The organism is Neisseria sicca 4320, assembly GCF_000193735.1.
GTDB classification, from domain to species: Bacteria; Pseudomonadota; Gammaproteobacteria; order Burkholderiales; family Neisseriaceae; genus Neisseria; species Neisseria sicca_E.
In genome coordinates this window covers 1-12,419 of sequence record NZ_AEPF01000081.1, presented here as the reverse complement: position 1 = coordinate 12,419, position 12,419 = coordinate 1, and the positions used below count along the sequence as shown (strand labels likewise).

The 12,419-nt window shown below is 53.0% G+C and carries 9 protein-coding genes and 2 pseudogenes; 6 read left to right on the top strand and 5 right to left on the bottom strand.

The features are described from left to right. Positions 1-74 precede the first annotated feature (74 nt). Together NSCA4_RS0108490 and rbbA are read left to right on the top strand one after the other, a co-directional pair. Positions 75-464 (top strand): VOC family protein, encoded by a 390-nt coding sequence (locus NSCA4_RS0108490; RefSeq protein ID WP_016687733.1) that lies wholly within the window; start codon positions 75-77, stop codon positions 462-464. A gap of 30 nt (positions 465-494) precedes the next feature. After that, positions 495-3,437 carry a ribosome-associated ATPase/putative transporter RbbA gene (gene rbbA, locus NSCA4_RS0108485; RefSeq protein ID WP_016687732.1) on the top strand — a complete coding sequence of 981 codons (2,943 nt, stop codon included), beginning with the start codon at positions 495-497 and terminating at the stop codon, positions 3,435-3,437. A 37-nt stretch (positions 3,438-3,474) separates the two neighbouring features. Here rbbA and NSCA4_RS16360 read toward each other — a convergent pair. Beyond that, a pseudogene (locus NSCA4_RS16360) lies at positions 3,475-3,579 on the bottom strand (ABC transporter six-transmembrane domain-containing protein); the annotation flags it as partial. A gap of 346 nt (positions 3,580-3,925) precedes the next feature. Between NSCA4_RS16360 and NSCA4_RS0108480 the strand changes: the two are divergent. After that, positions 3,926-4,468, top strand: coding sequence for a lipocalin family protein (locus tag NSCA4_RS0108480; protein ID WP_016687731.1), 543 nt, complete (start codon positions 3,926-3,928; stop codon positions 4,466-4,468). A gap of 259 nt (positions 4,469-4,727) precedes the next feature. On the opposite strand, the gene NSCA4_RS15105 is transcribed toward NSCA4_RS0108480, so the two are convergent. Then, positions 4,728-4,823, bottom strand: coding sequence for an HPP family protein (locus NSCA4_RS15105; protein ID WP_234403884.1), 96 nt, complete (start codon positions 4,821-4,823; stop codon positions 4,728-4,730). Between NSCA4_RS15105 and NSCA4_RS16355 the strand changes: the two are divergent. Together NSCA4_RS16355 and NSCA4_RS0108475 are read left to right on the top strand one after the other, a co-directional pair. Beyond that, positions 4,794-4,991: pseudogene (locus tag NSCA4_RS16355) on the top strand (IS5/IS1182 family transposase); the annotation flags it as partial. The gene NSCA4_RS15105 and the pseudogene NSCA4_RS16355 overlap by 30 nt on opposite strands. Next, positions 4,981-5,841 (top strand): EamA family transporter, encoded by an 861-nt coding sequence (locus NSCA4_RS0108475; protein WP_016687730.1) that lies wholly within the window; start codon positions 4,981-4,983, stop codon positions 5,839-5,841. The pseudogene NSCA4_RS16355 and the gene NSCA4_RS0108475, both read left to right, overlap by 11 nt. A 64-nt stretch (positions 5,842-5,905) precedes the next feature. On the opposite strand, the gene NSCA4_RS0108470 is transcribed toward NSCA4_RS0108475, so the two are convergent. The 3 genes from NSCA4_RS0108470 to fghA form a co-directional block, all read right to left on the bottom strand. Next, entirely contained in the window at positions 5,906-7,699 is a 1,794-nt protein-coding gene (locus tag NSCA4_RS0108470) for a 2-isopropylmalate synthase (RefSeq protein WP_016687729.1), read from the bottom strand. Between the two features lie 246 nt (positions 7,700-7,945). Next, the gene (locus tag NSCA4_RS0108465) at positions 7,946-8,953 is read right to left on the bottom strand and encodes a 2Fe-2S iron-sulfur cluster-binding protein (protein ID WP_016687728.1); all 1,008 of its coding nucleotides are present in this window, start codon (positions 8,951-8,953) and stop codon (positions 7,946-7,948) included. Between the two features lie 185 nt (positions 8,954-9,138). After that, a complete protein-coding gene (gene fghA / locus NSCA4_RS0108460; protein ID WP_016687727.1) occupies positions 9,139-9,987 on the bottom strand; it encodes an S-formylglutathione hydrolase in 849 nt (282 codons plus the stop codon). A 449-nt stretch (positions 9,988-10,436) separates the two neighbouring features. Here fghA and NSCA4_RS0108455 point away from each other — a divergent pair, with 449 nt between their 5' ends. Beyond that, positions 10,437-12,149: a proline--tRNA ligase gene (locus tag NSCA4_RS0108455; RefSeq protein WP_016687726.1), complete on the top strand. Its 1,713-nt coding sequence runs from the start codon at positions 10,437-10,439 to the stop codon at positions 12,147-12,149. Positions 12,150-12,419 lie beyond the last annotated feature (270 nt).

Genomic DNA, 12,419 nt, shown 5'->3' with positions numbered 1-12,419 from the left:
GTTAATCCACTATAGAAGCCTGATTGATTCGTTGCTTGCGACCAAACCAAACCAAAACTAAGGAGATACAAAAAATGAAGATTACTTCGCTGGATCATTTGGTTTTAACCGTTGCCGATATTTCCCGCAGCATTGATTTTTATACCCGTATTTTGGGTATGGAAGAAATCACGTTTGGCGAGGGGCGTAAGGCTTTGTTGTTTGGCAGGCAGAAAATCAATCTGCACAGGCGCGGGGCGGAAATTGTCCCGCATACTGAAAATTCAGCCTGCGGTACGGCGGATTTTTGTTTGTTGACGGAGACTCCGTTGGAGCAGGTTTTGGAAGAATTGGCTTCGCATGGGGTGGACGCCATCAGCGGGATTGTTCCGCGCACGGGAGCGGTCGGCGCGATACGGTCGGTTTATTTGCGCGACCCTGACGGCAATCTTTTGGAAATCAGCCGTTACGAACAGGTCGTCTGAAATCCCGTTTTTTGCAAAAAAGGCTGCATCATGAACACCGTTTCTATCCAAAACCTTTCCCACCGCTACGGCAAGACCCTTGCGCTTGACGATGTGTCGCTGGACATCCCGAAGGGCGCGACGGTCGGTTTGATCGGGCCGGACGGGGTGGGCAAATCGACGCTGCTCTCGCTGATGGCGGGCGTGAAGGTGATTCAGGACGGACGGGTGGAAGTGTTGGGCGGCGATATGGCGGACAAGGATGTGCGGCGGGATTTGTCGCACCGCATCGCCTTTATGCCGCAGGGTTTGGGGCGCAACCTGTATCCTACCTTGTCGGTGTATGAGAATATCGATTTCCACGCGCGGCTGTTTGGTTTGGATGGGCAGGAACGCACGAGGCAGATTGCGCGGCTGATGGAGGCGACCCGCCTTGCGCCGTTTTCCGGCAGGGCGGCGGGCAAGCTCTCGGGCGGGATGAAGCAGAAGCTGAGTTTGTGCTGCGCGCTGGTGCATAGCCCGGATTTGCTGATTCTGGACGAACCGACCACGGGTGTGGACCCTTTGTCGCGCCGCCAGTTTTGGGCGTTGGTGGACGATTTGCGGCGGGAACATTCGGGCATGACCGTGATTGTGGCGACCGCCTATATTGAAGAAGCGCAGCGTTTCGAGCGGCTGCTGGCGATGGACGCGGGTAGGCTGCTGGAAAACAAGCCCACCGCCGATGTGCTGGCGGATTACGGCACTGATGTGTTGGAAGAAGCCTACGTCAAAATGCTGCCGCCGGAAAAACAGCAGGGTTCGGGCGGTTTGGACATTACGCCGTTCGTCCCTGATCACGATGCGCCGCCCGCGATGGAAGCGCACGGGCTGACCAAGCGTTTCGGCGATTTTACCGCTGTGGATCACGTCAGCTTCACCATTCAAAAAGGCGAGATTTTCGGCTTTCTCGGCAGCAACGGCTGCGGCAAGTCCACCACCATGAAAATGCTGACCGGTCTGCTGGAAGCGACCGAAGGTGATGCCACGCTGTTGGGCAGGCCGATAGACGCGGGCGGCTTGGACACGAAGATGCGTGTCGGCTATATGTCGCAGGCGTTTTCACTGTATGAGGAGTTGAGCGTGCGCCGCAATTTGGATTTGCATGCCAAACTCTACCAGATGGGCGCTAAAGGCGCGGCGGCGGTGGAAGAAGCCCTGCAACAGTTTGATTTGGCGGACGTTGCCGACACCGCGCCCGCATCGCTGCCGCTGGGCATCCGCCAACGCCTGCAACTTGCCGCCGCCTGCCTGCACCACCCCGAAGTATTGATTTTGGACGAACCGACTTCGGGGGTCGATCCCGCCGCACGCGATATGTTTTGGCGGCATCTTCTGAAACTCTCCCGCGAAGACAAAATCACCATTTTTGTTTCCACCCACTTTATGAACGAAGCCGCCCGCTGCGACCGCATTTCCTTTATGCACAAAGGCCGCGTGCTGGCGGTGGGCACGCCCGCCGAACTGGCGGCAAGGCAGAATGCGCCGGATTTGGAAGAAGCGTTTGTACAGTATCTGATTGAAGCGGAAGGCGGGGAAGGTGAGGAAAGGTCATCCCGCCAGGAGGCTGCGCACTCTGAAAGTGAACAGCGCGAGTTTCGCCAAGACGTAGACGGCGTGCGTGAACAAAGTTCACACACCCTATCGGCGGAAACTCTGACCGTAGGGTGTGTGGCGCAAGCCACGCATGCGGAAGGGGAATCGGATGACAGGCATTCTGAACTTTCAGACGACCTTCAAAAAGATACGAGGTCGTCTGAAACCCAAAACAGCGTGCGTGAACAAAGTTCACATACCTTACGAGACAACCCAAACACCGACACCTTCAAATACCGTTTTTCCATGATTTGGACCTTCGCCCGCCGCGAAGCCAAAGAGCTTTTGCGCGACAAAATCCGCCTGTTTTTCGCCGTGTTCGGTCCGCTGATTATTATGGCGTCGGTATCTTGGGGGATTTCGTTTGACGTGCGGAATCTGAAATTCGCCGTTTATGACCGCGACCAAACCGCCGCCAGCCGCGAGCTGGTTGAGTATTTCGACGGTTCGCGCTACTTCCTCCAACAGCCGCCGATACAGTCCGAAGCCGAAATCGACACCGTGCTCAAAAGCTCCGGCGCCATATTGGTCATCGATATTCCGAGCGGTTTCGGGCGTGATTTGGCGCGCGGGCTCAAACCCGAAGTCGGTTTTTATGTGGACGGCTCCATGCCGTTTAACGCCACCAACATCCGCGGCTACATCGGCAGCCTGATTACCGCCTACACTAAAGACCGCATCGCCGAAAGCGGGCTGCCCGTTTCGCTCAAAGCCCCCGCCGGCATCGAACCGCGCTTTATGTACAATCAGGATTTCGACAGTATTAACGCCATCGCTCCGGGCGTGATGATGCTGGTGTTGATGATGATCCCCGCCATGATGTCGGCGGTCGGCGTGGTGCGCGAACGCGAAATCGGCTCTATCGCCAATTTTTACGCATCGCCTGCCGCCGTGGCGCAATATCTGATCGGCAAACAGCTTCCCTATATCGCCGTCGGCATGGTCAACTTCGCCGCCATGATGCTGATGATTATTTACCTGTTCGGCGTGCCGCTCAAAGGCTCGTTTGCCGGACTCGCCATCGGCACGCTCTTGATGGTGTCCGCCACCACCGCGCTGGGGCTTTTGATTTCCTGCTTCGTGCGCTCCCAGCTTGCCGCCATCTTCGCCACCGCCATCATCACCATGATTCCCGCGCAAACCTATTCCGGCTTTCTCTACCCGCTGTCCACCATGGAAGGCGGCGCGTTGGTTATCGGCAAAACCTTCCCGTCGTCGTGGTACTACACCGTCAGCGTCGGCAGTTTTACCAAAGGGCTGCACACCGCCGACCTGCTGCACGAATACGCCGCCATCGCCGCCTTTGCCGCCACCAGCCTGATTTTGGCGTGTTTGTTGTTGAAGAAACAGGAGAAGTAAAAAAGGTCGTCTGAAAATGTTTTCAGACGACCTCTGCCTATGCCAGCCCTTTTTCAGACAATTCCACTCTTTGACCGATGTCTTTCAGGTTGGAATATTGTTCGACCAATCGCGGTACGTCGTCCAGACTCATGGCGAACATTTATAGTGGATTAAATTTAAATCAGGACAAGGCGACGAAGCCGCAGACAGTACAAATAGTACGGCAAGGCGAGGCAACGCCGTACTGGTTTAAAGTTAATGCACTATACATATGAATGCTGACTAAATCTGCGCGAAAGTGCGCGTATCAATAACCGGCGTTGCCGCACCGACCGGCAACAATCAAAAAAACCACCAAGACACAGAGCATGGCCTGCCAGACATTGTTGTCAATAGGCTTCAATAGGCTTCCGGTTTATCCGGTAAGCGTTCGAATATTTTACTTAAATTGGCGTGTTGTCTTTGCCGAAATGATATATGCTGATATTTTTAAAGGAGCGTGCAAGATGAAAATTAAAGGATTGTTATTATTAGGAGCTATGGGTTTTGCTGCTTACGCACAGTCGGAAAGTTTGCCTCCGCTGCAAACCATTCCGCAATTAGATGTGCAGCGTTATGCAGGACAGTGGTACGAAATCGCGCGATTGCCTATGCCTTACCAAAGTCATTGTGTATCGGATGTGACGGCGTTTTATAAGATAAAAAGTAAGGACACTATCAGCGTGACCAACCGTTGTTTGAAGGCGGATGGAACTTGGTCGGCAGCCGAAGGGCTGGCACGTGTGCAGAACGCCGAAAACACCAAGTTGAGCGTGACTTTTCTGCCCAAAGCGATTCGATGGCTGCCTGTAGGCAAGGCGCCTTATTGGGTGATGGCGTTGGACAGCAATTACCAATATGCGATGGTAGGACAGCCCGATAGGAAATATTTGTGGATATTGTCGCGTACACCGAATATGGATGAAGCGGTATATCAAGCGTATTTGCAGCGTGCAAAAGAGCAAGGCTATGATTTATCTTCGCTTATTCGTACCAAGCATAGGAAGTAAAATACTTTGAATGCATCTTTTGAAGCAGAAAAAAGTGTCTGCTTGTGAATGAAACCGACAGCCCGCCGCCCGTGTTCGACAGCACCGCCGTCCATGAGTTTTCGGCGGTAGATACGGCGCGGGCGGAATAAAATAAGTGGGACTGCTGATTAAACTGCTACGGAGTGGGTTTGCGGGGAATCGTAGTGGAGCATGTTTTGGAGGCTTAGATTGGATGGTTTATCTGAATTATCCAATCCCAAAAAAGATTCAAGCGGTTTCACAACCAATAAGTCGGATACCGCCGCCCTTTGCCCAGATGATTGTAAACCAAAGCCACGGCTACCAAAATCAGCGAACCTGTCAAAGTTGGCATTATAGTGGATTAAATTTAAATCAGGACAAGGTGACGAAGCCGCAGACAGTACAAATAGTACGGCAAGGCGAGGCAACTCCGTACTGGTTTAAATTTAATCCACTATACCAAAAATCCCAGCCTACTATCCAAAACACCATACACAAAAGCCTCCGCCATGCCCAGTCGCACCGCCACTATCCTGACCACCGCGCTCGCCCCGCTGATTTGGGGCAGCACCTATCTCGTAACCACCGAATTTCTGCCGCCGGACAGGCCGTTTACTGCTGCGCTTATCCGTGTTTTACCCGCCGGACTTTTGCTGTTGGCGTGGACGCGGCGCATACCCAAACGCGACGAATGGGCGACCGTTGTCTTGCTCGGTTTTTTGAACATCGGTTTTTTTCAAACTATGCTGTTTGTGGCGGCGTATCGCTTGCCGGGCGGACTGGCGGCGGTGTTGAGTTCGACGCAAACGCTAATGGTGTTGGTGTTCACTTGGTTAATCGGCAAAACCATGCCGCCCAAAGCGGCTTGGGCTTGGTCGGCGGCAGGGGTTTTGGGGATTGCGCTCTTGGTTTTGTCGCCGCAGGCGCGCTATGACGGGATGGGGATTTTGGCGGCACTGGCAGGCGCGGCGGCGATGGCGTTGGGCGTTTATTTGTCGAAACACCGCCGCACTTCGTTGCCCGTGTTGGCGTTCACAGGCTGGCAGCTTTTTATCGGCGGCTTGTTTTTACTGCCCGTCGCCCTGCTTGCCGAACCGCCGCTTGAATCGTTAAGCCCCGCCAATATCGGCGGCTATCTGTATTTGTGCCTGTTTGGTGCCGTGTTGGCTTATGTGTTGTTTTTCAGGGGAATTGCCAAACTTTCGCCTGCTGCGGTTTCGTCGCTGGGACTACTCAGCCCTGTCTCGGCATTTGTCTTGGGCTGGCTGTTTTTAGGACAAGGGATGGACGCGAAATCGCTGGCAGGATTTGCGTTGGTATTGGTATCGATATTCGGGGTGCAACGTGCAGTCATGAAAAAGGTCGTCTGAAAACCCAAACTTCGGCTTTCAGACGACCTTTTTGCTTTTTAAATTCAAATCAATCTATTTAAGCTCAAATCGTACCGCTGCCCTGCGCTTTCGGTTTGGCGGATCCGAATTCCAGTTTGCTCAAGGCGGAGAGGTAGGCTTTGGAAGTGGCGACCAATACGTCGGTATCTGCGCCTTGTCCGTTGACGACGCGGTTGCCGCGCGCCAGACGGACGCTGGTTTCGCCTTGGCTTTCCGTGCCTTGCGTTACGGCGTTGACGGAGTAAATCTGCAAAGTCGCGCCGCTTTGAGCCACGCTCTCAATCGCTTTGAAAATCGCGTCGACAGGGCCGGAGCCGCTGGCGGAAGCGCGTTTTTCTTCGCCTTTGATGCTGAACACGATGTCGGCACGCGGTTCTTCGCCGGTTTCGGTGCTGATTTTTTGGGAAATGAATTTGTAGCTTTCAGCGCCCATGCTGCCCATTTCGTCGGACACCAGCGCGTGCAGGTCTTCATCGAAGATTTCGCGTTTTTTGTCGGCAAGTTCTTTAAAGCGGGCAAACGCGGCGTTCAGCGCTTCCTCACTTTCCAACTCGATGCCCAAATCCGCCAGTTTGCTGCGGAACGCGCTGCGGCCGGACAATTTGCCCAAGGTCAGGCGGTTGGTCGACCAGCCGACCGATTCGGCAGTCATGATTTCATAGGTTTCAGGGTGTTTCAACACGCCGTCCTGATGGATGCCTGATTCGTGTGCAAAGGCGTTTGCGCCGACCACCGCCTTGTTGGGCTGAATCGGATAGCCGGTAACGGTGGACACCAGTTTGGATATCGGCACGATTTGCGTGGTGTCAATGCCGGTTTCCAAGCCGAAAAGGTCATGGCGCACTTTCAACGCCATCACGATTTCTTCAAGGCTGGCATTGCCTGCGCGTTCGCCCAAGCCGTTGATGGTGCATTCCACCTGGCGCACGCCTGCCTGAATAGCGGCCAGCGAATTGGCAACCGCCATACCCAAGTCGTTGTGGCAGTGGGTCGACCAGACTACTTTGTCGCCGTTGGGCACGCTTTTGATGATGTTGCTGATCCGTTCGTACCACACGGAAGGGATGGAGTAGCCGACGGTATCGGGAATATTGATGGTGGTCGCGCCCGCCTCAATCACTGCAGTAAAAATTTTAGCCAAAAAGTCTAAATCGGAACGCACGGCGTCTTCGGCGGAAAATTCCACATCGTCAGTGTATTCTTTGGCGATTTTCACCGCTTTGACCGCCGCATCGATGACCTGCTGCGGCTTCATTTTCAGTTTGTGCTCCATGTGGATGGGGCTGGTGGCGATAAAGATGTGGATGCGTTTTTTCGGCGCGGGGGAAACGGCTTCGCCCGCCTTGCGCACATCGTTTTCAATGGCACGCGCCAACGAGCAGACCGTGGATTTGGTGATGATTTTGGCAATCGCATTGACCGATTCAAAATCGCCCGGACTGGCAGCGGCAAAACCCGCCTCAATCACATCCACTCCCATTTTCTCCAACTGGCGGGCAATGCGGATTTTCTCCTCTTTGGTCATGGATGCACCGGGCGACTGCTCGCCGTCGCGCATGGTGGTGTCGAAAATAATTACGTGGTTGGTCTGTGTCATTTCTGTTCTCTCCAGAGATTCGTTTTTTTGTAAAAAAGCATTCAAATCCAGCGGCCTGCCTTGCGCTTCCGCCAGCGCGGTCAGCTTTTGCAGTTGCGCCAAAGGAAGCGACCCGCGCGTGCGCCATTTATAGATGGCTGCGGTTGTTGCGGCATTTTCGGGATCGTGCTGTTTCAACGCTTCGGCAAGTGCATTCACGCCGCCGAAATAAGCAACTAAGCGGTCAATGTCTAATTGCATGATACTCCTTGTCCAAATTTTATCGAAATTATGGTATGCCTTGGAAGAAGATTATACACATTTTAGACAAAACGACAATCTATTTTTCTAAAAATACGAATTTTCTTTTTAAACTAAGAATTATTTTATACATTTTGTCTAAAAAGAATCAAATTAAAGGTCATCTGAAAAGCTCCAAGCTTCTTTTCAGATGACCTTGATGACGTTTGTCTGGCTGTAATAAACCAGAGGGGAAAGAAAACAGGGTTATTGTGCCGGAGAAAAAGCGTCGGAATAGAAGGCTGTCTCAGATAGGCTGCATTGTGCAGTCAACACGGATTTCGCGCTTTCAATCATGGCGACGGAGCCGCAGGCATAAACTTCGTAGCCGCTCAAATCGGGATAATCTTTTGCGGCGGCGGTTTGGACGTATCCTTTTTCGCCTTGCCAGCCCTCAGCGGCTTTTGATAGGACGGGGGTGAAGCGGGCGTTTTTCAGACGACCTGTCAGTTCTTGAGCTTCTTCGAGTGCGTACAAATCATCTTGGTGACGCGCGCCCCAGTAGAAATGGACGGCGCGGCTGCTGTCTTGGCGGATAAGGTCGAGCAGGATGCTGCGGATGGGGGCATAGCCTGTACCGGTTGCCAAAAGGATGATGGATTTGTCGCTGTCTTCTTGCAAGGTAAACGAACCGAGCGGGCCTTTGATGCGGATGATGCCTTTTTCTTTGACTTTGGGTTCGCTGCCGAAAATCATTTCCGAGCAGACTCCATTTTCGCGCCTGCGGATGTGCAGTTCCAAAATGCCTTCTTGGTCGGGAGAGTTGGCGATGGAATAGCTGCGGCTGACGTTGCTCGGCAACAGTAAATCAATGTATTGTCCGGCGTAGAAGGCAAACGGCGGGGCTTTGGGTAAGGCAAGTTTCAAGAGGGCGACATCGTGTTTGAAAACAATGCTTTCGATACGGGCGGGCAGGGTGCGGACGGGGAGGGCGTCGGCATTGTAGCCGGGGATGTTGATGCTGATGTCGCTTTGCGCGGTGGTGCAGCACATCAAAATCTTGCCTTGCGCTTTTTCTGCTTCGGACAAAGCTTGTTCCGAGTGTTCGCCCATTTGAATATCGCCGCTGACCAGTTCGGCCTTGCATTGCCCGCAGACGCCGCTTTTGCAGGAATGGGGCAGATTGAGGTTTTGACGGGCGGCAGCGGCTAAAACGGTTTCGCCGTCGTTGGCGGTAAAGGTGGTTTGGTCGGGTAGGGTAATGGTGTGGGTCATGGCTTGGCGTGGTTTGAATAGATTAAGTTAAAAAGTCGTTGGATTCGGATTTCAAGTGCAACATTCGGGTATCGGTATTTTGAACAGGCTCAAAAGTAAAGCACTTGCCTTTTCGCAGCCAAATGTTTTTCTCGGTCGGTGGTGTAGACAATGCGATGATTTCCTACACTTTATAGATGGCGGATTTACAAACCCAATGCGTCGGCGTGAAATTCGATGTGCGAATCGATAAAGCTGGCGATGAAGAAATAATCGTGTCCGTAGCCGGGACGGACTTTGTATTCCACGTTGAAGCCGTTGGCGCGGGCGGTGTTGACGAAGGCTTCGGGTTTCAGTTCGTCGGGGAACAGCGGATCGATGCCGCCTTGGTCGATGAGTATCGGCAGTTTGCGTGAGGCCGTCTGAACGAGCGATGTGCTGTCGTAAGCCTGCCAAGCCTCCGATTCCGCGCCCAGATAGGCAGCAAACGCCTGTTTCCCGCCTCGGCTGGCGGTTGGGTGGCACAAAGGCGCGAACGCAGAAACGGCGGCATAGCGGTCGGGATTTTTCAGGGCGATGGAAAGCGCGCCGTACCCGCCCATGCTGAAACCTGCGATGCTGCGTTCTTGAGTGGCGGGGAAATGCCGTTCCACCCACTCGGGCAGTTCGCGGCTGATATGGCTGTACATCTGATAATGCGCCGCCCACGGCTGTTCGGTCGCATCGACGTAAAATCCCGCGCCTTGTCCGATAAATTCGTTCGCGCTGTCGCTGATGTGGCTGCCGCGCGGCGAGGTGTCGGGAAAAACGACGATGATGTTCCATTGCGCGGCGAAACGTTGGATGCCGGTTTGGCGTATCAGTTCCGAGCCGTCGCTGTTCAATCCCGACAAAAAATACAAAACCGGCGCGGGATAGCCTTTCAATACCTGCGGCGGCAGGTAGATGCCGAAAGTCATATCGGTTTGGCAGGTTTCGGAAAAGCAGCGGTATTGCTCCTGATGGCCGTTGAACATTTTGGCACGGGAAAGCAGGTGTAACTCGTGTGCGGACATAGATAGGACGGTATGAAAAAAGCGAAGGCATCATCTTAACAGAAAGACCGCGTTACGGGCTTTTAAAAACCTATCGAACGGTATGGTTTCAGACGACACTAATCTATACACAAACTCTGTGGATAAGTTTGTTGATAAGCTTTGGGTAATCGGAATTTTTGCTTTTGGAACAACCCAAGCCTTTCTCTGCTTAAAAAATAGTCAAATAAAATACAATAAAATCAATTAGTTATAAAAATAAAAAATTTCAAAGCCTTTATGGGAAAAATTTATAAGCAAAACAAGCCAATGCGGGATTGTGTATAAAAAGTGATTGACACGCCCGATAAATGTCAAATGAATCGAATCGAAAAGAAAGGCGGCGGCTGTTCCCGCATAGGGAAAAACTTCAATCCCCCTGCCTTTCGCGTTACAATACGCGCTTACTTTTTTACACAGAAAAACACACCATGAAAGCCAGCCAATTTTTCATTTCCACCCTGAAAGAAGCCCCTGCCGAAGCCGCGCTTGCCAGCCACAAGTTGATGATTCGCGCCGGTCTGATTAAAGCCAACGCATCCGGCCTTTATACTTGGATGCCGATGGGGCTGCGCGTATTGCGCAAAGTCGAAAACGTCGTGCGCGAAGAAATGGCGCGCGCGGGCAGCGTGGAGTTGCTTATGCCGGTAGTGCAGCCTGCCGAGCTGTGGCAGGAATCCGGCCGCTGGGAATTTTACGGTAAAGAACTGCTGCGCCTGAAAGACCGCCACGACCGCGATTTCTGCATGGGTCCGACCTGCGAGGAAGTCATCGCCGACATCGTGCGCAAAGAAATCAACAGTTACAAACAACTGCCGAAAAACTTTTACCACATCCAAACCAAATTCCGCGACGAAGTGCGCCCGCGCTTCGGCGTCATGCGCGCACGCGAGTTCGTCATGAAAGACGCTTATTCCTTCCATGCCGACTACGCTTCGCTTCAGACGACCTATGATGCCATGTACGACGCTTACTGCCGTATCTTCACCCGTCTGGGCTTGGAATTCCGCCCCGTCGCCGCAGACACCGGCAGTATCGGCGGTACCGGTTCGCACGAGTTTCAAGTGTTGGCGGAAAGCGGCGAAGATGTCATTGCGTACAGCGACACTTCCGATTACGCCGCCAATATCGAGTTGGCACCGACCTTGCCGCTTAAGGGCGAACGCGCCGCTGCTCAGGCAGAGCTGACCAAAGTACACACGCCGAACGTCAAAACCATTGATTCATTGGTTGATTTTCTCAGCATTCCGATTGAAAAAACACTGAAATCCATCGTAGTCGAAGGCGAAAACGAAGGCGAAATCGTTTTATTGCTGTTGCGCGGCGACCATGAGTTCAACGACATCAAAGCCGAAAAACTCGCAGGCGTGAAATCGCCGCTGACCATGGCAGACCCTGCCGCCATCCGTGCACAGTTCGGCGCAAACGGCGGCTCGCTCGGCCCCGTCGGCTTCACAGGCAAAGTCTATGCCGATTTTGCTACCGAAAAAGGCGCAGACTGGGTTATCGGTGCGAACGAAGACGACTACCACTATACCGGCTTCAACTTCGGCCGCGACGCCGCCGAGCCTGAATTCGTCGATTTGCGCAACGTCGTCGAAGGCGACGAAAGCCCCGACGGACAAGGTCGTCTGAAACTCGCGCGCGGTATCGAAGTCGGACACGTCTTCCAGTTGCGCGACAAATACACCCAAGCCATGAACGTGAGCTTCCTCGACAACAACGGCAAATCGCAAATCATGGAAATGGGCTGCTACGGCATCGGCATCACCCGCGTCGTTGCCGCCGCCATCGAGCAGAACAACGACGAAAAAGGCATCATCTGGACCAAAGCAATGGCGCCGTTTGAAGTCGTTATCGTGCCGATGAACTACAAAAAATCAGACGCCGTACGCGAAGCCGCCGACAAAATCTACGCCGAACTGCTGGCGGCAGGCGCAGACGTCCTCCTCGACGACCGCGACGAGCGCGCAGGCGTACTGCTGAACGACTCCGAGCTTCTGGGCATCCCGCACCGCATCGTCATCGGCGACCGCGCCTTAAAAGAAGGCAATGTCGAATACGCCGAACGCCGCGACAATCAGGCGCAAACCGTAAGCCTGAATGAAATCGCCGGCAAAGTTTTGACTGCATTGAAAGACTGATGACGGTTTAAGCCGAATGCAGGTGAAAGAAGGTCGTCTGAAAACTGGAAACAGATTTCAGACGACCTTTTTATTTTGAAATCAAAATCAGCAGTAAAAATTAGGAAAACACATGATTATTCAGTCAAGTATGTTTTTACCGCCTCTGCTATTTTTGTGAAAAAAATGGGCGGCGCTACTAATGAATCTGAAAATTCAAGCTGGACGGCAGCTTTGGCTTCGCGTATGTTCAAAGTGTATTTAGATGTATACCTGCAATGATTCGAGATA

Coding starts and splice junctions, on each gene's coding strand:
- NSCA4_RS0108490 (WP_016687733.1), top strand. CDS start 75: ATGAAGATTACTTCGCTGGATCATTTGGTTTTAACCGTTGCCGATATT.
- rbbA (WP_016687732.1), top strand. CDS start 495: ATGAACACCGTTTCTATCCAAAACCTTTCCCACCGCTACGGCAAGACC.
- NSCA4_RS0108480 (WP_016687731.1), top strand. CDS start 3,926: ATGAAAATTAAAGGATTGTTATTATTAGGAGCTATGGGTTTTGCTGCT.
- NSCA4_RS15105 (WP_234403884.1), bottom strand. CDS start 4,823: ATGCCAACTTTGACAGGTTCGCTGATTTTGGTAGCCGTGGCTTTGGTT.
- NSCA4_RS0108475 (WP_016687730.1), top strand. CDS start 4,981: ATGCCCAGTCGCACCGCCACTATCCTGACCACCGCGCTCGCCCCGCTG.
- NSCA4_RS0108470 (WP_016687729.1), bottom strand. CDS start 7,699: ATGCAATTAGACATTGACCGCTTAGTTGCTTATTTCGGCGGCGTGAAT.
- NSCA4_RS0108465 (WP_016687728.1), bottom strand. CDS start 8,953: ATGACCCACACCATTACCCTACCCGACCAAACCACCTTTACCGCCAAC.
- fghA (WP_016687727.1), bottom strand. CDS start 9,987: ATGTCCGCACACGAGTTACACCTGCTTTCCCGTGCCAAAATGTTCAAC.
- NSCA4_RS0108455 (WP_016687726.1), top strand. CDS start 10,437: ATGAAAGCCAGCCAATTTTTCATTTCCACCCTGAAAGAAGCCCCTGCC.